The organism is Acidisarcina polymorpha (assembly GCF_003330725.1).
GTDB classification, from domain to species: domain Bacteria; phylum Acidobacteriota; class Terriglobia; order Terriglobales; family Acidobacteriaceae; genus Acidisarcina; species Acidisarcina polymorpha.
The window spans coordinates 486,010-511,859 of record NZ_CP030840.1 but is presented as its reverse complement, the minus strand read 5'-3'; the positions used below and the strand labels follow the sequence as shown (position 1 = coordinate 511,859).

The following is a 25,850-nucleotide window of genomic DNA, read 5'->3' as shown; positions in this document are numbered from 1 at the left end:
TTGGTTACACAGTCTCTCCCTGAGCAAAGCGATCGATGCCCTCGGTGAGTCCATACTTTTCAATCAGCTTCGACCGTCGCACCCGGTCCTTTGGCTTGGTGGAGAACGTGGCGTAGCTGCGTTTGTCGAGGTTCAACGTAACGACCTTCGTAATGCCGTCGCGCCGCATGTACAGCGCCTCGCGGTCCTGCAAACCCTCAAAGAGTGCGATCTGCTGCTCGTTCATCTTGAACAGCTCTGCATAACGCTTCCGATTGAACGTTGCGTCTTTCAGGAACAGGAACGATGTGCAGGAGTTCACGATGCTGTCGGCGTTGGCCCCAAGGTCATCGGCGGACTGGCCAATCATGGTGACGCCGCCAAGGTTCTTGCGAACGGTCTTGATGGAAGCGAGAGCGCCGTCAAGCAATTGCTTGTTCTTCATCGAAGAGAAGATCTCTTCGATGAGGATGTGCTTGGGAACGCCGAGATTGGCGGGGTTATAGAGAACGTCGTTGATGCGCCGGAGGAGCCATACCATCAGCGGCTCGATCAGGTCGGCATACTGTTCATTGTTCACGCCCTGGAAGTCGAAGCATTGCAGGCGCGAGAGCGAGAGACTGTCTTCGACGTTGTCAAAGACGGCGTTATAGATGCCTTTCCCAACCCACTTCGACAGATAACGGTCGAGTTTCTTAGGCAGAAACAGATTGGACAGGCGGCGGTTCTCCGGATCGAGCAGGTACATATCCTGCACGGCCTTGTGGATCACATCATCGTCTTCCGGCTCCAACTCTGCGCCGCCGTTGGTGAGCAGAAGCTTAATAAATGAATACAGGAACTTGATGTTGCTTTCGGTCGGCTCCAGGGCGAAGGGATTCACCCGCGGGCCGTCTTTACCTACTCTGTCTACGCGCCCGCCATAGAGCTCCACGACGCTCTCGTAGCTACCGCCGATGTCGAAGATGTAAGTAAAACCGCCGTATCTCTGCTCGAGTGCGACGGTGGCGTTACCCACCACACTTTTTCCTGACCCTGTAGGACCGATGATAAGCATGACCCGTACGCCATCCACATACACATCCTGAAAGAAGGGCGTTCGGGTACGGGTCTCGAAGATATTGAGGTACTCGTTGTCGAGGTCTTCCGAGTGAGGATGACCGATGTGCGGAGCGAACACAGAGGAGAGCCGCGCGTGATGGTCCTCTGCGAGCCATAGCGGAAAGACATTGAATTTGTGATTGCCGGGGAACATCGCATAGAACGCGGACAGATTGCCCAAGGTCTCTTCCATCACCTGCGCTCGGGCATCGACGAAGATGCGATGCACAGCCGGTACGGTGTTACGCAACTGTTCCTGACTGCGAGCTGCCAGCAGTAGCCGCAGCGAATATTCGCCCTGGGCCTTCTTATCGAGCGAGCGGATGACTTCGCTGAGGTCATCGACATTGTTATTTGCAGCCTTCGCGCCCGCGCCAGTTTCGAGCGAAGCGGTGTCGCGCCCGCTCATCACGCGCGTCAATACGCCGACTTTGAAGAACGATATGAACTTCTCCTGTGCGTCGATCTCGCTGCGGGCGGAGGTGGTGGATTTCACCCTCCAGGTCGAGCACAGGACGCTGTCGCAATCGAGCGTCGACAGGCTGGAGAAGAGGCAGGGCCTCGACGCTTCCGGCGTGGTCTTCAGCGAAAACATCTGCACGTGGCGCTTGCCGACCTGGAGATAATCACTGTGCCATGCAATCGGAGTTTTCACGATCTGCCGGTCCACACCGGCATCGCTGCGAAGGTGATCCTGTTGCGCCCATTCTTCAAGGTTGAATAGATAGCTGAAGAACTGGAAGGTTTCGTCCTTACCCAGAAGCTGCAGGCCAATGGCGCTGCCAAGATGACTCTGAAGAATGGTTGCGGTCTTCTCAAGATCCGCAAGCATCCGCGATGTGTCGGCCGCATTCTCCTGCGGTTTGCGCTCAAGGGCTTTCACCTTCGACGGTTCTAGGGTTAGACACCAGTGCAGGTCGATACGGCGGAAGCCCGCAGTGTTCTCAAGGAACGTGAGACGGTCGCTCGCGAACACCTCCGTGGCGGGGTTCGCGTACTTGGCCTGACGCGGAAGATCGAACCCCGACATCACACGGGTGTACTGGTAAAGGCACGAGCCTTCGGGCAGGCCGCGCAACGAGCCTTCGATGGATCGCATTCGCGACTCAAGCTCCTGGTCGGTCAAGCCCTCTTCGTCGATGCCGGTGAGAGCGAACAGGCATCCGTAACCGCCGCCCTTGAGGGCGAAGATGTATGGCCCGACAAAGCGCGCAATCGGAACGATGCTGCACGCCGCTCCTGCCTTGGCGAACCACGGAGTATGTTTGAGTTGCTCAGTGTTTACGCGGGTCATAGTAGCTCTTCTGGTTGAGGCTGAGGCACCACAGTTGGAACATCTTCGGGTGTTTACGGACGATGAGCCATGCGCCGACCGCAAGCGTCGGGAAGGCCAACATCGCCAACAGGCGAAAACCAACGAGGAAAACCGTTACGCAGACGAATACGATCGCCATCCATGCTGTAAGATCGAGACCAAGCTTGGCTCTCGGTCGATTCAGCGCTTGATTGATTGGTAACGGCTCTCCCCGCTTGGTCATGGTCGATGTCACCTCCTACATCGACTGCCCGGTTAAGGATCCGATCCAGCCAGCTCCCCAACCGAGAACTCCGGCACCGAACAATGCGCCGAAGAGCCCTGGAATGGCATCCTGAAACCGACCGCTCATCATGCGGATTCCGGCGAAAATCAGACCGCCGAAACAGATAACAGCACCCGCATAAATTGCGAAGGTCTTAAACGTTCCCATGAGCGTTTGCGCTCCTGAGAAGTCCATCGTTCCCTGGGCGTGAGCAACACCTGCGAAGGCGAACGCGACAAGCGTTGGCCCCATCACACGCGCTGCGTGGAGTAGTTTTCGATGAAGATTGTGTGTTCGGAAGCATGAACGAAGTGGCATTGGCATTCTCCTGATGGCGTATTCGCTTCGCCATGAGTGAAACCTAAAGCCGCTTCATCTCCTCGTCCAACAGTTCCTATCTATTTCGCCACACATTTTGTCTATGGCTACGGTCACGGGCTCAACCGAGCAACTCTAGTTGCTCGGGATGTCGCGTCTTCGACGGACGCTTGCTTCTCCTCGAAGCTGACCAGGTCTGCTGAAAGAATCGTTCGATGAATGGGAGCGCAACATGATCCATGTGGCTCGCATGAACAAAGGCGGTATCTGCCGTCCAATTGACACCCGCAATCGGTCGCGTAATTAAGCCAGGATCAAGAGGCGTTAGCTGGTCGATCAGCGCAAGACCGTAGCGCTCTTTCACCATCCATTGAATCTCTGAGGGAGTGCGAGCGGCGCAGGCTAAATGAATCGGGATGCCTACTTCCTTGAACATTTCTACCAGTCGTGTATGTGCCGAGGGATGCAGCTCTGGGTCGCGGAATATTGTGATGCGTTCCGCTACTTCATGAATGTCGAGTTGCGCGCGATCAGCGAGTACATCATCGGACCGCATGCAAATCACTAAGGGAGACTGAGCGATCTGCTGAACGTTGTAGAGAGTCGCATCCACTGGCAGGGGAATAATCGCACAGTCGAGCGCCCTGGCATCGAGTCGTTGCAGGCACAGCAGAGGATCGCCGCTCCACAGTTGAATGGCGCATCCGGGGAACATCCCTTCATAGTTCTCTCGAAATCTCTCAAGGAGCTTCGCATTGATGAAAGAGGAAAAGCCGAGGCGCAACGGTGGCACCTCATTGCGCTGGACAGCGAGGGCCATTACCAGAGTTTGGTCCCACTCTCTTAGCGTGTTCTCTGCAAAGGTCGCAACGATGCGGCCCGCCGAGGTGAGCTTAAGACCATTCTGCAAACGGACGAAAAGCAAGAGGTCAACGGTGTCTTCGAACTTTCCGATTTGAGAGCTGAGTGACGACTGTGCAACGAAGACTTGCTCGGCGGCACGGGTAAAGTTCAGCGTCTCTGCGGCCGCCTTGATGTATCGGAGGAGACGGAATGTGAGGGAATCTGACATCGGCCTTGGTACTCCACTTGGCTTTCGTCGATCCCACAGGCCCAAGCATCGGCTGTGGAAAAACCTGCGCTTAAACCCATTGTTGGTAACAAATCACAAATGTCAATTAGGCTCCGCGCGGTGACCGGACTCCTCCAGGTAACCGTCCGCAGATGCAGCTTCGCTGGAGCCATAGACAAAAACTGTGGCGAAATCGAATAGAAGTATTGGACTGAAGTTCGCGGAGACCTCACGCTCGAAGCTGATCGACAACGCGAGGTGCCGCATGGGAAATACGTCAGAGTTCGTTCCGTCCTTCAATCGTCACCCCAGCAACTTCGACAACCGCAGGCGTTCGCGTGGATGAAGAAATCCGTGTGCGGTCTCAAGCGACGGATTGGAGGCACAATGCTCTACCAAAAGACGACTGAGTTGGTGTCAAATGGAGTCATTGGAAGGCGGCTCCTGAACGTCAAGGAGGCAGCCCAATACCTGGGCCTTGAAGTAGACACGGTCTACAGAAAGTCTCGGTTGCGGGAGGTCCCTTGCGTCAAGGTCGGTCGTGCGTTGCGGTTCGATATGCGGGCGTTAGAACGCTACATCGAGCAACACACAATCGAAACCATTGACTAAAGGAGAAGCAGATATGTCTGTTCTGAAGAAGGAAAAGGGCGTTTATGAAGTTCGTTGGCGCGAAGGAGGTCGCCACAAGAGCGCAAAGGTTCACGGCTCAGACGAACTCGCGAAGAAGGTAGAGCGTAAGAAGCTCTCGCTGCGCGATGAGAACCGGCACCTCGATGTAAGGAAAGAGGTCAATTACAGCATGTCGGATTTGATTGATCGGTACTGGCTGCATTACGGAAGCAAGAAGGCTTCTGCGGATCGAGAGAAGAGCATCGTGGAGGGCATTCGGGCTGAGTTGGGTCGGATGTTCGTGCGGGAGGTGGACGGTGTTGACGTCCAGCGCTGGTACGAAAACCTCACGGGCAAGCGGGGGTTGGCGGAGAACACTGCCGTACGCCACTTCAACGTCATGCATCACCTGATGAAGAAGGCTTCGACAATCTGGTCCAAGGAGACTGGCCTCGAACGTAATCCAGCCGACATGGTTGAGGTAAGGCGACCCGATGATTCACGGGAACGCTTCCTCTCGAAGGAAGAACTCGAGAGGTTAAAGGTCGCCCTGGACGAGAAGATGTTTCGGAAAGGGACCAAGGACCTCAATCAGACCAATCTACGGATGCGGCTGATCGTATTGATCGCTGTCTCCACCGGGATGCGCTCCTCCGAGGTTCATCGCCTCCGCTGGTCGGACGTGTTGTACCGCGAAGAGCTGATTGCTGTGAGAGCAAAGTTGAAAAAGGGTAAGGAACGCTACGTGCCCATGACGTCAGAGCTGGCCGAAGAGATTCGGCGGTGCCCTGCGGTGATCGGTGAAGATCGCATCTTCCCGCCGACAAGGGGTGACAAGAGTGGAAGGCAAAGACTGGAAGGGAGCTTCGAGGATGTTCTGACACGGGCTCGCATTCGAAACTTCTGGTTCCACGATCTGCGCCACACCTTTGCGTCCTGGTACATGATGAATGGCGGCGATCTCTACGAACTCGCCAAGCTTCTCGGTCATTCGAACATCAAGATGACAGAGCGTTACGCGAAGCTTGGACGCGCTCATATCACCAAGACCGGAACAACGGCCAAGGTGCTCTGGAGCATGATGGAGTCGAAGCCGGTAGAGCAGGGAGCAGTACAGGTAGGAAAGTTCGCGTAGCCGAGATGTACGCTATTTGTACGTCGGGCTAAAACATTAACTCTTTGGTTGCCACTAAGTGCTTTAGAATGTGGTGGCCAGAGACGGGATCGAACCGCCGACGCCGGCCTTTTCAGGGCCGCGCTCTACCACTGAGCTATCTGGCCTTGGGAATCCAAGGAATGCTGGGGAACGGCCGGGAGACCACTCCATGAAGACGCCAAAACCGGCCGCCTTATGAAGTATAGCAACCGGAACGGCATGCGCCAAACTGCCTCTTTCAATCCTCGTAATTACCAACTGAGGCGCACGGTCGCCTGCTGGTAACCCTCGCCGGAAGGAAAGACGATATGCAGGCTTCGCAACTCTGAGCTGTCTGGATTCGCCAGGATGGTCGCTCTCTCCGCACGGGGTTCGGCGGCGGCTTTTGCAGTCTTCGCGTTGAGCCGAAGCGGCAGATCGAAGCTTGAGCCCGCCTGCGCTTCCAACTCGAGCGTGAGCGAGCGCGTCCCGTAGCTCTCGCTCAGCACTTTGAGTTGCGAGGTCACAGAGCCGGGCAGCGGCAGCCCGGCGGGAATTCCAACTTCGACCGCAGGCAGAGCAATTTTTAACTCGGCCGCGCCTCCAGCTTTCGCAATTGCCTTCACTCCTGCTTTCGATTCCAGCAGGATCTGCGGAGAAGACTGGCTCATGCTGACGACTAGCGAATCACCTTGCCGCTTCAACCTAAGATCCACCAACTGCGTCCCGACGGCGAGGTTGCGCAGAGTGGCATCGGTCCATTCTGCGGGCAAGCGCGGATCGACGATGAGCCGCTTGTCATCAGCGTCACGAGTGATGCCAAAAAGTCCCCGAACCGACGGGATAATGACCATAGCCGAAGACCACATCTGGTGCGATGTGCTGCGTCCAAACGGCACGAAGTAGGCCCCGGAGAGTAGCTCGGTGACGGCGCCGAGGTCCTGTTGCCAGGTGAGCTCGGCATTCTGCATCAAGTGTGCGTAGCCGGAGAGCGGCCGGCCGGTGCGGTATTCGGCGATCGATGCCCAGCCCGTGAACAGCGGCCACACCGAGCCTTGGTGGTAGCTAATCGGATCATAAATTTGCTCATGTTCGCCGACGTCGCGGGTGCCCCAGTCGGTTGAGAATTCGTGAGAATCCCACCGTCGGAACATCGCGTCCGGCTGTTTCAGAGCGTAATGTCCATCCCACCACGCGATGGCCGGATAGAGGCTTGCCGTCTTGTCGAGCGAGCCATTGCCGTTGTAGCTGAAGGCATACATGCTGCCCGCATATTCCTGCTCGATCTTTGCCGCCACCGAAGCAGCACGGGCTTCTGCCGCCTGCGCGATCGAGCTGTCTCCAAGCTTCTTGCTCATTCGGCTCATCGCGCCGCTCGCCTGCTGGTCCAGGGCGGCAAGGTAGATCTCCTGGTGAGGCATCGGAAACGGGTCCCAGTTCTCCACCCATCCCGTGCCCTGAGAATTGTCGTAGATGCCGTCGCCATCGGAATCATGAGTCCGTTCAAAGTCCCATGCTTTCTGGATCGCCGGCCAGTTCTTGCGCAGATAGTCGACATCTCCGCTGGCATCGACATAATCCTCCATCGCCATGAGGAACAGCGGTGTTGCGTCAGCGGCGGCGTATTCGTACGGGAAACGCTTCCAATCCACCAGGTCCGCGGTCTGCGACCACTCATGCGGCATCTTGCCATCCTCTCGCTGTCGCTTGAGGAGAAAATCGAGCGCCTCCCGTGTCAGCGCGAAATCTCCATAGCTGTTGACCGCATAAAGCGTATAGAGCGTGTCACGGCCGAAATACCAGCCGAACCCCGGCCGTGCTGAGTCTCCGGAAGAATAAAATCCAGCGACCAATCCGACTTCATCGCCATGCCGCACTTGCACCTGGTCGATGGAGATCTCTGCCCACTTGAGCGCTTCATCAAGTAGTTTGTCGGGGGTTTCCACTGTCAGCTTCTTGTCGAAGAAGTGGGCGTAATAGTCCGCCGTTTTCGAGTAAAGCTGTTTTGCGTCAGTATTCAACCTGGCGAGCCGCTCGGCGAGCGCCGCCTTGTTGGCAGTCTGAGAAGTCGTGCCGATTGCCATAGTCAGCGGAAAATATTTCCCGGCATCGCGTTTCGGATCGAAATCCAGGATCAATTGCAGCGGATAAGTCTTTGGTTTCTCCTGAAACGGCGCGAGGATGCCGGGGCGTGTTCCCGGCATTGCGATCGCACCAGCCAAGTCAGGGAAGTCTTCGTGCAGCAGGTAGTAGCCGCTGGTTGCGGTGCCTACCCATTCTGGGGAAGGCGGCCCATAGTTGGGTGCAGGCCACATCCGGCGGACCTCCGGCGTAAAGGAAAAAGTCAGCGTTACCGGACGCACTGCATCGATCTGAAAGAGCGCAATCACCCCCGCCCCCGCATCAGCGGCGCTGGTGCAGCGGGTGGCAAAGAGGATCTCCCGCACTGTAAATGCAATATGCGAATAGGTGATCGTCGTGTGGTCGGGAGCGACGTCGATCTCGGCAGCATCGGCATTCAAGTCGATGGGCACCGGATAGCCTTCAACCGACGCCGCAATCGTAAAATGGCTGAGCAGCTTCACCGGAAAGATCCACGCCTCGAAGCTGCCATTCTGCTCGCCCATGAAGGCGCCACACTGGCCGGCAACTGTGAAAGGCTTGCCAGATTCGGCATGTTGATGGATGTTCAGGCCGCTCGATGCGAGCGGGAACTGCGGCAGCGGCTTCAACCAGTCCAGCTCACCATGCTGCGGTTGCGCTAACGCCTCAGCACTGACGATCAACGTCGTTAAGGCAAGCAACATTGCTGCATATTTCATCCCATGCCATACACTTATCCCAAAGCGAAGAAACTGCATTCTCAACAAAACCTCACGGGGCATTATGTTACTGAATCATTATCAATTCCGGCGAATTCATCAAACCCGCCATCCTGGGCGAGCGCCTCAGCTCGGATTTGCCTGGCTTCAGCGAGGCCGAACGGTAACTGTTGTTTCGGCTATATCCGCACTTTTTTCGATCCTCAATCCCGGTTTTGTCCATGCAGCAAAAGCCGCTCCGCCCGCCAATCCCGAGGTTCGCGCCGCTCGCGCCCTTGACGAAGCCGCCAAGACCGGACCGGCCGCGCTGCGCGGCTTCCTCTATGCGATGCCAAAAGGCGCCGATCTGCACATGCATCTGACCGGAGCAGTCTACGCCGAGTCGTTCATCAGTGCCGCCGCCAAAGATGGCTTGTGCGTCGATTCCGCGTCTCTAGCTTTCGTGAAAGCGATGGCCCAGACGCGCAGCATCCCACCCCAGCCCGTCTGCGGCGAGGGCAGGGTGAGGGCTGATTCGGTGACCAAAGACCAGCACCTCTACGACGAGCTGATCGATTCATTCTCGATGCGGACGTTCATTCCCGTCTCCGGGAAATCCGGCCACGATCAGTTTTTCGATACCTTCGAACGCTTTGATCCGGCTGGCCATCACGTCGGCCTTTGGCTTGATGAGGTCGCTACCCGCGCCGCCGCGCAGAATGAGCAGTATCTCGAGATTATGCATACCCCTTCGCAATGGAAGCAGGAGGCCGACCTCGCCGAAAAGGTCGGCTACCATGCGGACTTCGCGGAGTACCGCCAGCTGCTGCTCGACGGCGGATTTCGCGACGCAATCCCGGCGATTCGCGCCGAATTTGATAAGGCGGAGGCCGAGCGCAGGGAACTCGAAGGCTGCGGCACAGCCGAAGCCAGACCAGCCTGTACGGTCCAGATCCGCTACCTCGACCAGGTGCTGCGCGCGATGACCCCCGACAGCGTTTTCGCGCAGATTCTACTTGGCTTTGAACTAGCCTCGGCCGATCCGCGAATCGTCGGTCTGAACCTGGTTCAACCGGAAGACTCTTACGTCGCCATGACCGACTACCACCTGCACATGCAGATGATCGAGGCTCTGCATGCGATCTATCCCAAGGTTCACATCACTCTCCACGCCGGAGAAATCGCGCTTGGGCTGGTTCCGCCCGAGGGTCTGAAGTTCCACATCCGCGAAGCCGTCGAGATCGGCAGCGCCGAGCGCATCGGCCATGGCGTCGATGTGATGGACGAGGACAAGCCCTACAACCTGCTCCAGGAGATGGCCGCAAAGAAGGTGATGGTTGAGATCAATCTCACTAGCAACGACGTCATCCTCAACGTGAAGGGTGGCGATCATCCGTTACCGATCTACCGCAAGTATCATGTTCCCGTCGCGCTCTCAACCGACGACGAAGGCGTCTCCCGCATTGACCTCACCCACGAATATGTCCGCGCCGTCGACACCTACCACTTTACCTATCCCGAACTGAAGGACTTGGTTCGCACCGGCCTCGAACACAACTTCCTCCCCGGCGAAAGCCTCTGGCAAGCGGCCAAGATCGGCGATGACTTCGCGCGCCCGGTGGCCGTCTGCGCCGGACAGTTGGGCAAAGACGAGCCAGCCGGTAAATGCGCGGAGTTCCTGAAGGGCAGTGAAAAGGCACAGCAGCAGTTTGAATTAGAGCGGAGGTTTCGGGTGTTCGAAGCCACCTTCTAGAGCTAACGGCTGCCGCTACGCGCCGGCTCTTCTCTTACTGGTGACCAGTGCGGTGTGAGTGGAAGCTCATGGCGAGGCAGGTATTCGAAGCGGTAGCTCGGTGAATTTGCCCCGGTCTCGAAGCGGTCGTTCCAATCGAGTCGATAGCCGACTGATTGTTCATCATCCGGAAAATGCTCTTTGGCAGAGTACGGATATCCGCTCATCGCGTGGAAGGGCATCGCCGCGACCGTAAAGGGCATGGCCTCGTAGTAATCCATGTCTTTCACATAGCCGTTGGCGTAGAAGAAGTAATCTCTCGTCCAACCGGCGGGAAGCGCCGGAAGCGATGCGCTGTCGAATTCCAGATCCATGTCTTCTCCGCTGCCGAAGATGACGAAGCGGTCATCGATGGCGGTGAGCAGCGGCGTGACGTCCCCGTAGTGAGTGTAGGGGCCGCGCTGCCGGACGAACGGACCAGTGGCGCTGGCTTCGTCGTAGTGGTAAGTCAGATCGCCAGGGGTCGCGCCGTCGATCTGCCGGGGATAGCCGCGGAAACCGAGAGATGCAGAGGCAAGCGGGATCTCTGTTTCGCGCATCGACCCGACCGGCTCTGATTCATTCGAGATCAGCACCTGGTCCCAATAGATCTGAAGATTGGTAGTGATGCGAATGCGGGTAGCTCCGGCGGGCAGATGGCCGGTGAGATCCGTGACAATGGTGCGCGGCAGGCCGGCAGGGAAGCCCATATCCTCGATGATCCGCTTCCAGCTGCCATCAGGCATTTGCGCCTCGACGTAAGGGGAGATAGGTCCAATTCCTGCCTGCCATGCGGAGTAGAGAGAAGTCGCGCTGAAGTATTCAATGAAGCCGTGCATCAGCAGCCGAAGCGGCTTATCGGCCGACCATGGTCCGAGGTCGAGGGTCAACTGGTGAGGGTTGGCGAAACCAGCATAGGGAAGGTTGGTGAAGTCGCGCACATACTGATGGTCGAGCTTGGTGAGGGTCGCCAGAACGTCGTTGCCATTGCTATCCCATGCTCCCGCGGCGGGATGACTTTCCGCGGTGAAGATGGTCTTCCGCTCAGCGAACGGAGGATCGTTCTTGAAGCGCTCGTTGGGGAAGACTTTCGAGTTAGCGGGATGATCGACGGCCACTAGCCTAGCCTGGTCGACGAAATTGACCTCCTCCATCGGCTCCCCCATTCGTAGGCTCAGATAGCCATTTTTCGACTGGAGCTGGGAGCCATCGATCTTGATCCATTCATCGGGGTCAGGAATGTTTCGTGAGTAGGGAGAGACCCAATGACCGATGACGGCCGCCCCGATCGTGTCAGTGATGAACTCGTACCGGTCACCATTCCAGGCGAAAACAACGGGACAGGAGCTACCGCGCCGATCGAGTTCCTTGATGCTGTCCACGCCTTTGGCGGCGACATTCAACTCATCCTGAGGGACGCCCGTCGGCCATAGGAGACGGACAATGACCGGCTGATCCCAGTCGCCGAGTCCGGCAAGAATGCTGGTAGGTCCCTGGCTGAGAAACCCGCTGGCGCCCGGGACTTCCCATTTCTGCCAAAGGCCGCCTGCGAAGACCTCGAGCTTGGTACCCAGCGCGGTCTTGTTGTCGGCATTGCCCTCAAGATGGATGAGCACGGAATGATTGCGATTACCGCCATCATTGCGCAGCAGCGCCGGCGGGCCGTCCAGCGAAGAGATTAGCAAATCGGCGTCGCCATCGCCGTCTACGTCGAGCGCCTCGACCGAGCGCGCGGAGGTGGGCAGCGGTTTGTTGAGGCCTAAGGCGGCGGTGACATCCTCGAAGCTGCCGTTCCCTTTGTTCCTGAGGACCCGCAGCGCGCTTCCCGAAGACGTCTCGACGATCACGGCCAGATCGATCCAGCCGTCGTTATCCACATCAATGGGGGAGACGCCCCAGCCGCGCTGGACGTCGGCCAACGGCAGCGGCACCCGTTCGAACCTTTTGCCATCGATGTTCTTCCAGAGAGTGATCCCGGGGGATCCATCATGAGTCACGGCAATATCCATCCAGCCGTCCTTGTTGAAGTCGAGGACAGTGAGACCCAGGGCCGGCGGAAGATCGCCTTGAGGATAGAGCGGCTGCTCGAGAAAGTTCCCTTCCCGCGGATTGAAATAGAGGCTGACCCCCTGATCGCCGGCGACGGCGAAGTCAACAGCACGATCGTTGTTCAGATCGGAGAGGATCGCCGAGACGGTGTGTCCCTTGCCATTGAGCGCGGTCGGAGTCGTCCACTCGGTGAACGTCTGGTTGCCATTGTTTCTCCAAAGCACGTTCGAGGTGGGCGATGGAGTCCCTTCGCGTGGTGAGCCGGTAATGAACAAGTCGACATCGCCATCATGGTCGAAGTCGATAAACGTGAGTCCGGCTGGGGTGTTCCACTGGGTGATGCCGCTCTTGGCAGTGACATCGGAGAAGGTGCCGTCGCCCATATTTCGGTAGAGAATCACACGATCGCTCATCGCGATGGCTAAATCGGGATGCGTATCGTTGTCGAAGTCTCCAACCGCGCAGGCGATCGCGTGCCCTGAGGCAGTAAGGCCAAGCTTCTTGGCGGAGCCGAGTTCGAAGCCGCCATTCTGCTGAGAGTGATAGTAGCCGATTGCGCTTTCCCCTTCACCCATGACGAGCAGATCAGGCTTGCCGTGTTCCTCAAGATCGATCATGCACATACCGCCGCCTAAGCTGCTGTTCGAAGCAGCCGCAGAACTTGGGGTAGTCGCAGCGCCCGCGAAGGGGGGCAATGAAACGCTTGCGAACGTAATCGGTATCATCGGCCCGACCGGCGGCGATGCGGACTTGATCTCCTCCGCGAGCGAGTATGCGCCCTGATCGCCATAGGTCGGCGCCATCACCGGCCCGAGCTTCTGGTGGGTGATGTGCTCGAAACGGGCTAGGTGGACGCGGGCTTCTGTCGGATTGCCGGAACGCTGTAAGGCGCGGGCAAGACCGAACTCCGCCGACGGATGCATCGGGTTCAGACGGATGGCCTCGCGGTATTCGTCGGCGGCCTTGGCAAATTGCTGTTTTTCGAGATAGCAGGATCCCAGAAAATAGTGCGCATCTGCCGAAGAAGGATCGAGCTTAACTACTTCTTCAAAGGCATGGATGCTGCCTTCGCAGTTGCTTTGTGCCCGTTCGAGGAGACCGAGGTTGTACCAGACACGAGGATTCTGTGGGTCGAGCTTGGCCGCCTGGTCGAGCTCCTGCTTCGAATCGCTGAGCCGTTGCAGGATGAGTAAGACGATCCCGGCATTGAGGTGAGGGATGGCGAGAGATTTGTCGGCGGCGATGGCCAGCTTGAACTGCGCGAGCGCATCCTCGCCGCGCTGCTGGTTCATATAAGCCACGCCGAGATTGTTAGGACGGGCAACTTCTTTCAGGTTTGGCGCTACATCAGCCGATCGCGCCGGAAGAGCCCCCAGGAACGAACCGGCCGCCAGGATCACCATGAACCGCCATGCGGACCGAAGCATGCGAGAACTCGCTAACTCTGAAAATCGAAGCGCGATCAAATCGGAAACAGCGCTGGCCTTCACTCGCAGCCAGGTTTTGCGTACTGCTGTCATCGGATAAGCTTTCTTTCGCCCCTGCGATCGCACTGCAGATTTCGTGGCTGCATCTTGTTGGACGTATTCCGACAAATCCCGCCGGCTTGTACCCTTGTAATGTAAATGTCGAATGACAGCAGTCACAAGCGAAGCGCCAGCGGCCTAGAAGGAACTTTTGAGCGAACTAACAATTAAGCCTGCTTTAGAACTTCTCCGAATGTTGCGCCAGCGCAGTCTTTCGGCAGTGGAGCTCGCCGGGGAGCACATTCGCGAGATTGAGCGTCTGGATCCTTCGCTCCATGCTTTTTCCCACTTTGACCCTGAACGACTCCTGCTGGCCGCAAAGGATGCGGACAGCCGAATTGCCGGCGCCGCCACTCCTCTGCTGGGATTGCCGATGACCGTGAAGGCCTCGATTGCGACCTCAGGCTATCGATGTGAGTTGGGGAGCTTGCTCAACCAGGGTTCGGTCGCAACCGAGGACGCGGTGGTCGTGCAACGCATGAAAGCCGCCGGTGCAACGATTTTAGGAACGACCAATTGCTCTGAATTCCTGATGGCCTACGAGACCGACAACCTGCTCTACGGGAAGACGGCGAATCCCTGGAACCTTGCTCATTCGGCTGGAGGCTCGAGCGGCGGGGAAGCGGCTGCCATTGCGTCCGGTCTATCGGCCGGGGGTATCGGCAGCGATAGCGGCGGCTCGGTGCGCCTACCTGCCCACTTCACCGGCATCTGTTCGTTCAAGCCGACTCCGGGACGCTTGCCAAGCCGGGGACATCTTCCTCCTGGCGGGGGCCCATTCTCTCTGCTCGGCTCGGTCGGGCCGATGGCGAGGACGATGACCGACGTTAGCTTCTTCTTCGAGGTATTGTCGGGCAGAGACGTTCTCGATCCGGCAGGCACACCGCTTGTCTTTCGAAAGATGGCAGATGCAGAACTTCGGACTAAACCGATCGCGGTGCTTGAGGATGATGGCCTGGTCCCGGTGACCGAGGAGACTCGCGCGGCCGTGCGTTCCGCGGCTAGGGCTCTGAAGTCGAGGGGGTTTGCCGTCGAGACCTTCCATTCGGCTTCACTCGAAGCAGCGCGCCGGCTGTGGTGGGCATTCTTCATTCGCTGCGGGCGAATGCTGCTGGAGCCGCTGATTCGGGGAAGGGAAGAGCAACTGAGCAGCACCTTTCGCTACTTCCTGGAAGCCGCCCGGAGCGAACCCATCCTCAGCGGGGACGAGTTACTGGAGGCTTGGACAGATAGCGATGTTGTCCGGTCGAAGTTACTGGAGGAGTTAGCTCCATATGCCGCGCTGATCACTCCGGTCTCGAGCATTCCTGCGTTCCGGCATGGGGAACGGGAGTGGATCGTCGAGGGCCGGCGATTGGAGTATTTCAACGCAATGCGCTTTACACAGTGGTTCAATTTGCTAGGCGCTCCGGCGGCTTCCGTGCCGGTTGGCCGGTCGGGAGACGGGCTTCCGATCGGCGTTCAGGTGGCAGCCCGTCCCTATGAAGATGAGTCAGTCTTAAAAATTGCAACTCTCCTCGATGAGGACTTCGGGTACGTGGCTCCTCCGATGGCGGTGCTGGTTGGTTAGCACCTCGGTGAAGGCAGGACCGGAGTGGGCGGATTTTCTCGGCAGAGTTCCGGTAGCTGTCGATGAGGCGCTTGCTGCTTTGGCTGTCGGCGGACGACGTGTTTTGATTACTGGTGCGGGAGGATCAATCGGGTCCGGTCTGGCGCAGGCGGCGTTGCTTGGGCAGCCCGAACTACTGGCGCTTCTTGACGTCTCCGAAAGTGCGCTCCATCAGAGCTTTCGAAGTGTTTCCAGCTCTTCGCTGCTTCGCGATGTTGAGGTAATTCCGGTGACCGGCAACGTTAGCGATGAGCGCCTGCTCGAACATCTATTTCACCGATATCAGATCGACCTCATTCTCCATACCGCCGCCTACAAACATGTGCCTTTGATGGAGAGCAATCCCTTCAGCGCGATCGCGAACAATTCTATCGGCACTTACAAGCTCGTCAAGGCTGCACAGGAGGCTGAGGTCGCCAGCCTCATTCTACTTTCCACCGATAAGGCGGTCAGGCCGCGAGGTATTATGGGCGCTTCCAAGCGGCTCGCGGAGCTAGTCGTTCTTTCGCATGCAACCGAATCGCTGAGGATGAATGTGGTCCGATTGGGCAACGTTCTTGGCTCCTCAGGCAGCGTTGCTCTCGTCTTTCAGGAGCAAGCCACGCAGGAGCAAGCCAGGCAGGAGCAATCCGGGCAGAAGCAAGCCGGGCCTGGTTGTGCGCTTACCGTTACCGATGCCGAGGCCTCCCGTTACTTTCTCACGCAATCCGAGGCAGAAGTGGCGATCTTGAATGCAGCTTCGAGCCCGGATTCGGGGAAGATCTATATCGCTGATTGCGGCGAATGCATACGGGTTGTCGATCTGGCAAAATACATCGGAGGTCCGGCCGCGAATATCCGCTACATTGGTCTGCGGCGCGGAGATAAGTTGCACGAAGAATTGATAGCGCAGGAGGAGCGGGTCGCTCCCGAACTCTTCGGAGGGATGCGGGTTGTGGATGGCTTCCTTCCTTCGTCAGAGTTCGTGATTCAGACGATAAAGCAACTCGAAGAGGCAATTTTTAAATACGATTACCCGGACATGATTAAAGCAGTTCAGAATCTGGTGCCAGGTTACCAGCCGGATATTACGGGATCTAAAGTATCTAGGATGGGCGCGCGATGAGCAGGACGATTGCGGTCGTAACCTCCTCTCGCGCCGACTACAGCCATCTTTATTGGCCGCTCCGGGCACTTGCCGAACATGCCGATGTGCAACTGAAGTTGATTGTCTTTGGGGCCCATCTCTCCCCGGAATTCGGCTTGACTGTCCAGGAGATCGAGAGAGACGGTTTTCCGATCGATGGCCGCATCGAATGTCTGCTTAGTTCGGATACCGATGTCGGCATGGCGAAGACGATCGGGCTCGCCACGCTGAGCTTTGCCGACCTCTTGGGCAGCATGCGTCCGGACATCCTGCTAATTATTGCCGACCGCTATGAGATGCTGGCGCCCGCTTCGGTAGCGCTGGCCTTACGGATTCCAATCGCCCACATTGAGGGCGGCGAGGTAAGCGAAGGCGCTATCGACGATGCGGTGCGCAATGCATTGACCAAGATGAGCCATGTGCATTTCACATCCACTGAAATGGCGCGAGAGCGGGTGATTGCGATGGGCGAAGAGCCGTGGCGCGTGCATCGGGCCGGCGCTCCTTCACTCGATCACTTGATAGAGCGCAAGCTGTATTCCAAGCAAGAACTTGAATCTCGCCTGGACATCCGACTGGGTGGGGATACACTGCTGGTGGCGTATCATCCCGTTACCTTGCTGCAACAGACAACCGCGGAGTCTGATGCGTTGTTTGGGGCTTTAGCCGCGATCGAGGGGCACGTCCTGTTTTGTTATCCGAACGCCGACGCTGGCAGCCGCACCCTGATCCAGCGCTCGCGAGCGTTCGCCGCAAGTCGTAGCCACAGTCGCATCTTCACCAACCTCGATGCCCTAACCTACTGGAGTCTGCTTGCGCAGGTTGAATTATTACTTGGTAACTCCAGTAGCGGAATTATGGAGACAGCTTCGTTCCGGCTGCCGACGGTCAATGTCGGAATACGCCAGAAGGGTCGCGAACGCGCCCAGAATGTCATCGATGTTGCGTCGAATTCGGAGGACATCGTTGCCGCGATTCAGCGGGCGCGGAGCCCTGAATTCAAGGAATTACTGGCTGGCATGGAAAACCCGTATGGCGACGGCCATGCCTCGCAGAGGATCGTCGATGTGCTCACCACTGTGCCACTCGATCGGTGTCTTCTGATCAAGCGGGCTACAGAGATTTCTCATTGATGGAGATGCGAATTCCGCTTTCCTCTCCCGACATCGACGAAGACGATATTGCCGGCGTCGTGAGTGTCTTGCGGAGCTCCCGGCTGAGTCTCGGCCCCATGCTGGGAAGCTTTGAGCAGGCGGTTGCCGAATATCTCGGGATAACCCACGCGGTGGCCGTGAGTTCGGGCACCGCTGGGCTGCATCTCGCGTTGCTGGCGCTGGGGGTTGGCACTGGGGATGAGGTGATCGTACCGTCCTTCACCTTTATCGCGGCTGCGAATGCGATCCGCTATGTGGGCGCCCAACCGGTCTTCGTTGACATCGATGCGAGTACGCTGAATCTCGATCCCGAGCGTGTCGAATCATCCATTACCGCGCGTACCCGGGCTTTGCTGATCGTACACACCTTCGGTGTCCCTGCCGAGATGGATTCCTTGATGCAGCTGGCGAAGAGACATGGGCTCCTGGTCATCGAAGATGCTTGCGAAGCCATCGGAGCCGAATATAAGGGTCGTCGTTTAGGAACATTTGGCGATGCCGGGACCTTTGCCTTTTATCCGAATAAACAGATCACCACCGGCGAAGGTGGGATGGTGGTGGCGCGGGATGGAGACGTTGCCGCCAGCATTCGCTCCTTGAGAAACCAAGGCAGACGCAAAGGAGATAGCTGGTTTGAACACTCCGATCTCGGTTATAACTACAGGATTTCGGAGATGAACTGCGCGCTAGGACTCTCGCAGTTGAAACGCATCGACAAGATCCTTGAGCGACGAGCCGCAGTGGCGGAGGAGTATGACGTCCTCCTCCGAGGATCCTCCGAGCTAACGTTGCCGCCGCTTTCTTTGCCCGACCGAATCATCAGCTGGTTTGTGTATGTGGTGCGCCTGAACGCAAGATTCAGCGCTGCGCAACGCGATGTGATAAGGAATTCTCTCGTAGCGAATGGGATTGGATGTGGGAGGTACTTCGCGCCGATCCACCTGCAACCCTCGTACCGCTCGATCCTCTTGGAAAAGCTTCACTTGCCCGTGACGGAATCAGAGGCTGAGCGCACATTGGCTCTGCCGTTTTTTAATCATCTGACGAAGGCGCAAGTAATGGAGGTGGCGGAAAATTTGCTAGGGGCACTCCATCCATGAAAGAGACCGAAGTATTTCCTAGGGCCTCTTCCATAGATGAGTTTTGTATTGGGACTAAGCAGTGACCGGCTCGAGCAACCTCGCCCAGTGACGAGACTTCCGGGCTTCATAGGCCTTCTTATGATAGGCATATCCTGCGATCAACGGCACCGCGAGGGTAGCCTCGCTGTAGACCATTTGTTCGTAAGTCGTATCGACTTTCCCCCACGAGCTCGCCTCTTTCAGGGTGCTCGAGGAAAGAGCGCCATCGCGGACGTCGGCGACCGTAACCTGAATCGCATATTTGTGCATGGGAGCATCCTCGGTCAGGATCTCGGCCGCGACCACGATATCTTGAGCAAAGTTCTTCGGGACGCCGCCGCCGAGCATGAAGAGGCCGGTAGTGCGATTGGCAATCTTGAGTTGTGTGATTTCGTAGAAGTCCTTGGCAGAGTCGATCGAGATCTTCGGCTTGTCGCCGCGCTTATGCTGATGCATGACCAGACCGAACCCGGCGGAGCAATCGCTGAAGGCAGGGCAGAAGATCGGCACGTCAAGCTGATAGGCCGCGTAGGTGATCGAATCGACGCCACCCTTTTCTGGAGTCTTGCCATGACTTTCGAGATAAGCGCCCATGGCGCGAATGAATTCACGAGAGCTGTAGGGGCGGGGGTCGAGCGAGTCGGCAATCTCTCCGGTGATCGCGTCGCAGTCGCGCAATTCTTCCTCATTGATCATGGTGTCGTAGATGCGATCGATCATGAGTTCACGGAGCTCGTTATCCTGAGTGCCGGACTTATAAAGGTCGTCGGCGATCCAATGGCGGTATCCTAAGGCTTCGAAAAAGTCCTGATCGACAATGTTTGCGCCCGTCGAGACGATGGCGTCGACCATGTTGTTGCGTAGCAAATCGATGAAGACCTGCTTCAACCCCGCAGAGACCATCGAGCCGGCGAGGCAGAGGATGACCCCGCAGTCGGTATCTCGCAACATGCGCTCGTAGATCGAGGCTGCCCGGTAGAGATCACGGGAGCTGAACGCCATATGCTGCATGGCATCGACCAGAGCAACGACGTTGTGCTGCTTGATATCGATGTGCTGAATGGGTTGAGTGAGGAGTTCTTTTTTCGTTGTCATAGCCCATTAATGATATCAAGGAAACCCGCGTATTTACAGGGGAATTGTTAATTTAAAGCAGTCTGAATCTTAGGCATTTTCGATCGACGCAGCCAATTGAACGAAGTAGTCGCGCCGGCCGCGCGAACGGCCCTGCGCGCGTGCTAGCAAGGCGACCGACACAGGCCCCCTATGGCCACGAGCACCCGGAGCGTTTCGCTCAAATTGTTGAAAAGTGGGACGCGTATACTGCCGGGTATATGTCGCCCATTTTGCCTAAAATTCTCCGTGCTTCCGCAGGCTTCTTCGCCGTCTTGTTGCTGCTGCCTATGCCGGCCTGCTTCGGGTGGGGGAGTGACGGGCACCGCATGATCAATCGGTTGGCGGCGGAAAAGCTTCCTGCCGGGGTGCCCGCCTTTCTGCAAACCGCTGCGGCGATCGATGAAGTCGAATACCTCGGGCCTGAGCCTGACCGGTGGCGCTCAATGGGAGAGCCAGAGTTAAGCAACTCGCAAGCGCCCGAGCATTTCATCGACCTCGAGTTGGCGGATATGGTGGGTCGGCTGCCGCGCCGTCGTTTCGAGTTCATCGCGGATTTATACGCGCAAGGCCTCATGCACCCCGATCTGGCGCAGCAATTGCGGCCGGAAAGGGTTGGACTGCAGCCCTACGTCACCACTGAGGTCTATCAGCGGCTGAAGGCGGCGATGCGAGAATATCGCGAGCAGTCGGCAGCGCGTAAAGACACGAAGCCGGTGGAGCAGGCAATTGTGTTCTACGCCGGCTGGCTGGGACACTATGTCGGGGATGGTTCACAGCCATTGCATGTCACGGTGAACTATGACGGTTGGGTAGATAAAGAGAATCCTAGTGGCTACACGACGGCCCACGGCATCCACTCGAAGTTCGAAACGGCATTCGTGGCGACAAACCTGAAGGCTGCGGACGTCGCCCCGCTGATGACACCGCCGCTGCTAGTCGGCGACGTATTCGACGACTATGTTGCGTATCTGCGACGCTCCGCATCGCTTGTTCAGCGCACGTACCAGTTGGAGAAGCTAGGCGGGTTCGATGGCCCAGGCACCGTGGAGTCGAAGCAGTTTACCGCGGAGAGGTTGGCGGCCGCTGCGAGCGAGCTGAGAAATCTGTACTACACCGCATGGATAGAGAGCGGAAAGCCTGTTCCGGAGCGGCCGGGCACAACCCCGGCAAGTGGGAAGCCTAGCGCTGGATTGTGATTGTGGCGGCAAGTGGAGGCCGGTCAGCCCGCGCCAGCAGTCGCCGCATTAGCGGACGCAGTAGCACGGCGAGCAGCAACGTCATGGGCGGAGCAACGATCAGCCATCCTAAAATCGCATGCCATTGACCGCTGAGCAAAATCTGCGCTGTCTGCGTCGGCGAGGTCTTTGCCAGCTGAAGAAGTTGCTGTGGTGAGAGTGGCATCCGGGAAGCATGAACGACGCGTTCGCCCAATCGAAGGAACGGGATAAAAAGCCCGAGTTGAAGCGGCAGAGCCAAATAGTTGCCCACTTGGATGGCGGGCAGGTTTAGCCCGAATGCAACAGCGACGATAGTGCACAGGATAGTAGTGGTGCCGAAGATGGGAAAGCAGCTCAGGCCGACGCCAAGGGCGATACTGAGGGCGAGTTTTTGCGCTGTAAGGCCTTGGCGGAGAAGATGAAGCAGGCGGCCCGCGATCGATCGATGGGGAAGTAGCAACGTTTTCAGCTCCCACTCTCCTGGCGAAGTGGCTGCGCGACGGACATCTGGAGTGGGCGACCTTTTGCCCGCCATTCGCTCATGACGATGAACGACTCGATGACGAGCATTCTGTGGCCGCTCTCCGGAGCCAAAGACATTCTACCCTCTCTCGCACCGAGGCCATTAAGCGCCGCCACGTGCGCGGACAGTGGCCAAACCTCCATCGACGCCAAGAATTTGACCCGTAATCCAATGCTGGCGCGGGTCAAGGAGCCATTCGATGGCCGAGGCGACATCGGCTGGCTCGCCAAACCGCCCCAGGGCGTGCATGGCAAGCGATCCCTTGGCCACAGTTTCATTGCCGGTAATGCGCTCGGTGAGTGGCGTTCGGGTGAGACCGGGGGCGACACAGTTGAATCGAAGATTACGCGGCGCATAGCTGGCGGCGGCGGCGAGAGCGAGGCCTTGGATGCCCGCCTTCGCAGCAGCGATGGCTTCATGGTTGGCCATCCCCAGCCTCGCAGCGGCGCTCGAGACAAACACGACGCTTCCCCCTGTCTTCAAGAGCCGGCCGGTGGCGCGGGTCACGGCGAAGGCGCTCTTGAGATTGATGGCTAAAGTCGACTCGAGTTCTTCGTCGGAAGTGAGATGGGCTGGTTTGAGTAGCAGCGAGCCGAAGCAATTCGCTACGCCGTAAACGCTGCCGAAGCTCTCGACTGCCTGGGCGATAGAAGCCTCGATCTGAGCAGAGCTTGTGGCTTCGGCAACAGCATAGGATGCTCCAAGCTCCGACGTTAGCGCGGCAAGCCGAGCCTCATCCCGGCCAACCAGCAGTAATTTCGCGCCTTTTTGGGCCAGTTGGCGCGCGAGTTCGCTGCCGATGCCGCCATAGGCGCCGAGAATCACATAAGCAAGTGGTTCAGACATGGAAAGCTCCAGGTGCTTCGTGCTTAAGCCTACCGGGATTCACAAGTGCGGGATCCTTGCCGGGGAAAGGTACTTTGCTGCGATGGAAATCGGTCTTTAGTCTTGGATCATAGGAAACATTACCCAAGCGCAGTGAACGCGCCATTCTCGCTACCGAACCAAATTGATCGCCGACATAGCATGATGCGGGAAAAGTACATTACCAGGCAGCAGGTAGCTCCCGGTAGTTAGTGTGCTCAAGGATGACGATCGATAGTCGCCAGCACCGAGCCGTTGATTCCAGTGACCGCCAACACTTCTAAATGAGTTGCTATGACCCCATCGGTAAGGGGGTTCACATTGACCAACCCATCTGCGTCGGAGATCGCTTGGACGGTCTGTTGCTGCACTAAAGGAGAGAATGGACAGGTGCCCTGGCTGGGACAAGGGGGCCTCCACTGCCGGAGGGTCTCGTAGAAAGTGACGAAAGCTCCTGCAACCGGGTTTGCCAAAGCGTCTACGACCTTCAGCACGAGCGGAGCAGGGGAATCGCTGGTCGACAGGACCTGGTTTGTGCCGCTCAGTGCGGTCAAACCCGCCGAGGCTGGATCCGAGCTGGCGATGGTGAAAGCGACGCATGCGCGGCCAAGCTCAGTTCCGCTCGCGATGCAGGCACTGATGCTGGCGTTCCCGGCCAGCGGAAGCGGGCCGACGGTGGATTGCGTCCAGGTAATTCCACCCGGACCGCTCGAAGTCCTGGTGGAAGACAATGCCGTGCCAGCGCCAGCCGTCCAAGTGACCGGTTGCCCCGGAAATGGCTCTCCATTGCTCAATACAATTACCTGCGGATTCCAGTCGAAGACGGCTCCGGCGGCGAGATGTAATGTTCCGCTAACCGGAGCGATCGCTGGAAACGTTGCCCCAGAAAACAGCGCTTCCACGTGAGAGCTGTTGGTTAATGACGCCGTCACGGCAGCCTTGTGCCGTCGAACTCGCGGCCACTGTCATGGTGGCGAGGCCATCGCCCCGGGTGATGACGGTGCAAGTGGTTTGGCCGCATCCGAGGGATGCATCTCCTTGTGTAACTGTGTAGGCTACAGATATTCCGGGGGCGGGAGCGACTCCATTGGCGGCGAGAGTCTTCACCGTGAAAGCTAATGGCACTCCGACGGGGACTGCGTTGGCTGGCGCTGTAACGATGCTGATTTGGTCGCTCATGGCCGCTTCATAACTCAAACTCGTGCCGGAGGCTGCTTCAATCGTCGCCCACCCTCGCGTTACTGGATCTGTAACCGTGACGTCTACATTTCCGGTCTGGCCTCCGGACGAGGCAGGTGCAATGGCGCTGATCTCCATCGGAGCGATGCTGGTGACTTGCGCCGCAATTCCGCCCACAGTGACAATGCTCCCGGGACGAAAACCGACGCCGTCGATGACGATGGGCCCGCCGCGGATTCCGACCCGTCGAGGCGTGATGGCATCCGCATAGAGCATACGGCCCCGATACAAGTAGTCGGGCCGCCCATCGCCCCGTTGATCCGCCAGAGCGATGCGAATTTCACCATCGTTGCCGCTTTCGAAACTGAGGGTCGTAAGTCCCGTAACTACAGCATTGAATGGGTCTGGAGTGCTCACGTCGGGCGAGACTCCCACGGCATCGTCACCGTTCCAAACCCCAGCGACGATGCGTGCTTTGTCGGCCGTCTCCAAACCTTCCTCCTGCAGCGGCTGTGCCTCGACCGTCAACTGCCGCCCACCCCTTACATGCCAGCGCAGCCAGCTCTGATGAGCGTAGCCGCTGATCCGTGCCAGCCATTCGCCGGTGATCGGGACCTCGATGGGCGAAAATTCGACGCCATCCCCGCCCGAGTTAGAGTCTTCTGCCGAGTCGGCGATGGTTTCGTTCTGGATGACAGCTGATCCGGCCGTAAGTTCGCGCAGGATCACGGTAGTCATGGTGCCGGAGGGCGCGACTTGTCCAAGAGCGTAGGGTCCGACCGATTCAGAGCCGGTGTAGAGTGGATTTACCGGTTCGAAGGAGATCTGATAGTCGGCCCGACTGTTACCTGGGGGCAGCGGAATGCCACTGAGGTCGTACCATCCTTCAAGTGTCGCAGCGTCTGTGCCAAATACTCTAAGTGGCCTACCCAAGCCGTCTGATCTCCCGGTGATGGAGTTTCCCGCGTTGCCATTAAATAGATGACCGCTTACCGCCGACGCCGGGTAACGCATGTCTGGAACGTCGGTTCCGGAAACTAGGGGACGAGCAACGACATTGACGCCTTGCATCCCTTGGCCGTTGCGAAAGTGGATCGTCCCCTGAATAGAGATCGTCGCAGCCGCAGTTACGAGCTTGCCCGGGAAATTTCCTATATTTCCTTCCGTAACGGGATAAAGCCGATTGAGGGCGGCGATATCATCCGTCCGGGGTGCAATTGTGCCTGTCATGCATGGATTTCCATTCGAATTGCACAGTTTTTCCACCGGATGCATTAGCGGCCATCCGAGCAGCCCGTCGGGGGTTGTACTGCCTGGAAACATCTGATCGTTGGCCTGGGACCAATCGAGACCAAGTATGCGTCCAAAGCCGCGTAGAAGCTCGTATTGCAACAAAGCGATGTGAGCTTGATCGGAGGCGCAGCGTCCATTTATAAGGATCAATGCGTGGGCAATCGTAGCGTTGGTGGAAAAATTATCCACAAGCGTTGTTACACCGTTCAAGTTGCATGAATTCGGGTCGCTCGCACCTTCGCCTTGGAGAGCGTCGAGCACTGCTCCATCAGCGTCATAGATGATGGCGAGCGGAACTCCAATGGCGCTGCTTTGCACATCGGACGGCATGGCCAGACCGCCCGGACCGTTGAGAAAATTGCTCCCGTTCACATCCTCCGCCAGGCTTCCGGCAGCCTCGATTGCGAGCGCCGCTGTCGGTATGCCGCTCCATAGAGCTGCCGCAGCGGAGACCATGGCATTAGCTTGCGCCTGGCTAACGGTAGCACTTAAATCGCCCAGGTCGGTGTAGTAGCGAAGAATGCCCCTCGTCCAAACCACGGGACGGCCGACAACCGTCGGGTCGAAATAGGATCCACCTGCAACCCATCGCGGTCCGCCGGCGGCTGCGCGCGGGGAACACAGCCCCGAAATCAAAAAGCAGAGAAGCCACGAGATTGTCTGTGAACGGAAGAACATGCTTCCATTCCGCCATGAGTGCTGCC

General features: G+C 57.8%; 19 protein-coding genes and 1 tRNA gene. 8 read left to right on the top strand and 12 right to left on the bottom strand.

Features of this window, described 5'->3' with window-relative positions; all coding sequences use genetic code 11:
• Positions 1–4: 4 nt before the first annotated feature.
• The 4 genes from ACPOL_RS02260 to ACPOL_RS02245 all read right to left on the bottom strand — a co-directional run bounded on the left by ACPOL_RS02260 (position 5) and on the right by ACPOL_RS02245 (position 4,050).
• Positions 5–2,374, bottom strand: coding sequence for a VirB4 family type IV secretion system protein (locus ACPOL_RS02260; RefSeq protein ID WP_114205619.1), 2,370 nt, complete (start codon positions 2,372–2,374; stop codon positions 5–7).
• Positions 2,355–2,618 (bottom strand): VirB3 family type IV secretion system protein, encoded by a 264-nt coding sequence (locus ACPOL_RS02255; RefSeq protein ID WP_114205618.1) that lies wholly within the window; start codon positions 2,616–2,618, stop codon positions 2,355–2,357. Before ACPOL_RS02255 ends, ACPOL_RS02260 begins: the two co-directional genes overlap by 20 nt.
• A gap of 15 nt (positions 2,619–2,633) precedes the next feature.
• Positions 2,634–2,978, bottom strand: coding sequence for a hypothetical protein (locus ACPOL_RS02250; protein ID WP_114205617.1), 345 nt, complete (start codon positions 2,976–2,978; stop codon positions 2,634–2,636).
• Positions 2,979–3,099: 121 nt separating this feature from the next.
• On the bottom strand, positions 3,100–4,050 hold the full coding sequence (locus tag ACPOL_RS02245) for a LysR family transcriptional regulator (RefSeq protein ID WP_114205616.1): 951 nt from the start codon (positions 4,048–4,050) through the stop codon (positions 3,100–3,102).
• 387 nt (positions 4,051–4,437) lie between these two features.
• Between ACPOL_RS02245 and ACPOL_RS02240 the strand changes: the two genes are divergently transcribed.
• Both ACPOL_RS02240 and ACPOL_RS02235 read left to right on the top strand, forming a co-directional pair.
• Positions 4,438–4,662 carry a helix-turn-helix domain-containing protein gene (locus ACPOL_RS02240; RefSeq protein ID WP_161557142.1) on the top strand — a complete coding sequence of 75 codons (225 nt, stop codon included), beginning with the start codon at positions 4,438–4,440 and terminating at the stop codon, positions 4,660–4,662.
• A 13-nt stretch (positions 4,663–4,675) separates the two neighbouring features.
• The gene (locus tag ACPOL_RS02235) at positions 4,676–5,797 is read left to right on the top strand and encodes a tyrosine-type recombinase/integrase (RefSeq protein ID WP_114205614.1); all 1,122 of its coding nucleotides are present in this window, start codon (positions 4,676–4,678) and stop codon (positions 5,795–5,797) included.
• A 71-nt stretch (positions 5,798–5,868) separates the two neighbouring features.
• Here the strand turns inward: ACPOL_RS02235 and ACPOL_RS02230 are convergent.
• Positions 5,869–5,943: transfer RNA gene (locus tag ACPOL_RS02230), tRNA-Phe, on the bottom strand.
• A 126-nt stretch (positions 5,944–6,069) separates the two neighbouring features.
• Positions 6,070–8,619: an amylo-alpha-1,6-glucosidase gene (locus ACPOL_RS02225; RefSeq protein ID WP_236657179.1), complete on the bottom strand. Its 2,550-nt coding sequence runs from the start codon at positions 8,617–8,619 to the stop codon at positions 6,070–6,072.
• 64 nt (positions 8,620–8,683) lie between these two features.
• Here ACPOL_RS02225 and ACPOL_RS02220 point away from each other — a divergent pair, with 64 nt between their 5' ends.
• Positions 8,684–10,351 carry an adenosine deaminase family protein gene (locus tag ACPOL_RS02220; RefSeq protein WP_114205612.1) on the top strand — a complete coding sequence of 556 codons (1,668 nt, stop codon included), beginning with the start codon at positions 8,684–8,686 and terminating at the stop codon, positions 10,349–10,351.
• Between the two features lie 2 nt (positions 10,352–10,353).
• On the opposite strand, the gene ACPOL_RS02215 is transcribed toward ACPOL_RS02220, so the two are convergent.
• The gene (locus ACPOL_RS02215) at positions 10,354–13,938 is read right to left on the bottom strand and encodes a CRTAC1 family protein (RefSeq protein ID WP_236657178.1); all 3,585 of its coding nucleotides are present in this window, start codon (positions 13,936–13,938) and stop codon (positions 10,354–10,356) included.
• A 157-nt stretch (positions 13,939–14,095) separates the two neighbouring features.
• On the opposite strand from ACPOL_RS02215, the gene ACPOL_RS02210 reads away from it, so the two are divergent.
• From ACPOL_RS02210 to ACPOL_RS02195, 4 genes are read left to right on the top strand one after another with little or no spacing between them, the layout of a single operon-like run.
• Positions 14,096–15,514 (top strand): amidase, encoded by a 1,419-nt coding sequence (locus tag ACPOL_RS02210; RefSeq protein ID WP_114205611.1) that lies wholly within the window; start codon positions 14,096–14,098, stop codon positions 15,512–15,514.
• Positions 15,507–16,658 carry a polysaccharide biosynthesis protein gene (locus tag ACPOL_RS02205; protein ID WP_161557141.1) on the top strand — a complete coding sequence of 384 codons (1,152 nt, stop codon included), beginning with the start codon at positions 15,507–15,509 and terminating at the stop codon, positions 16,656–16,658. Before ACPOL_RS02210 ends, ACPOL_RS02205 begins: the two co-directional genes overlap by 8 nt.
• Complete coding sequence (neuC, locus tag ACPOL_RS02200) at positions 16,655–17,812, top strand: UDP-N-acetylglucosamine 2-epimerase (protein ID WP_114205609.1); 1,158 nt, start codon at positions 16,655–16,657, stop codon at positions 17,810–17,812. Before ACPOL_RS02205 ends, neuC begins: the two co-directional genes overlap by 4 nt.
• Positions 17,812–18,933, top strand: coding sequence for a DegT/DnrJ/EryC1/StrS family aminotransferase (locus ACPOL_RS02195; RefSeq protein ID WP_114205608.1), 1,122 nt, complete (start codon positions 17,812–17,814; stop codon positions 18,931–18,933). Before neuC ends, ACPOL_RS02195 begins: the two co-directional genes overlap by 1 nt.
• Positions 18,934–18,987: 54 nt before the next feature.
• On the opposite strand, the gene ACPOL_RS02190 is transcribed toward ACPOL_RS02195, so the two are convergent.
• Entirely contained in the window at positions 18,988–20,049 is a 1,062-nt protein-coding gene (locus ACPOL_RS02190) for a 1,9-bis(guanidino)-5-aza-nonane synthase (protein ID WP_114205607.1), read from the bottom strand.
• Between the two features lie 239 nt (positions 20,050–20,288).
• On the opposite strand from ACPOL_RS02190, the gene ACPOL_RS02185 reads away from it, so the two are divergent.
• Positions 20,289–21,266: a S1/P1 nuclease gene (locus ACPOL_RS02185; protein ID WP_201759256.1), complete on the top strand. Its 978-nt coding sequence runs from the start codon at positions 20,289–20,291 to the stop codon at positions 21,264–21,266.
• Here ACPOL_RS02185 and ACPOL_RS02180 read toward each other — a convergent pair.
• From ACPOL_RS02180 to ACPOL_RS02165, 4 genes are all read right to left on the bottom strand, one after another.
• Positions 21,250–21,822 (bottom strand): DUF2062 domain-containing protein, encoded by a 573-nt coding sequence (locus ACPOL_RS02180; RefSeq protein WP_114205606.1) that lies wholly within the window; start codon positions 21,820–21,822, stop codon positions 21,250–21,252. The two genes, ACPOL_RS02185 and ACPOL_RS02180, sit on opposite strands and share 17 nt — an antisense overlap.
• Before the next feature lie 90 nt (positions 21,823–21,912).
• Complete coding sequence (locus ACPOL_RS02175; protein ID WP_114205605.1) at positions 21,913–22,656, bottom strand: SDR family NAD(P)-dependent oxidoreductase; 744 nt, start codon at positions 22,654–22,656, stop codon at positions 21,913–21,915.
• A 236-nt stretch (positions 22,657–22,892) separates the two neighbouring features.
• On the bottom strand, positions 22,893–23,576 hold the full coding sequence (locus tag ACPOL_RS02170) for a hypothetical protein (protein WP_114205604.1): 684 nt from the start codon (positions 23,574–23,576) through the stop codon (positions 22,893–22,895).
• Positions 23,527–25,824 (bottom strand): IPT/TIG domain-containing protein, encoded by a 2,298-nt coding sequence (locus tag ACPOL_RS02165; RefSeq protein WP_114205603.1) that lies wholly within the window; start codon positions 25,822–25,824, stop codon positions 23,527–23,529. Before ACPOL_RS02165 ends, ACPOL_RS02170 begins: the two co-directional genes overlap by 50 nt.
• Positions 25,825–25,850: the final 26 nt, after the last annotated feature.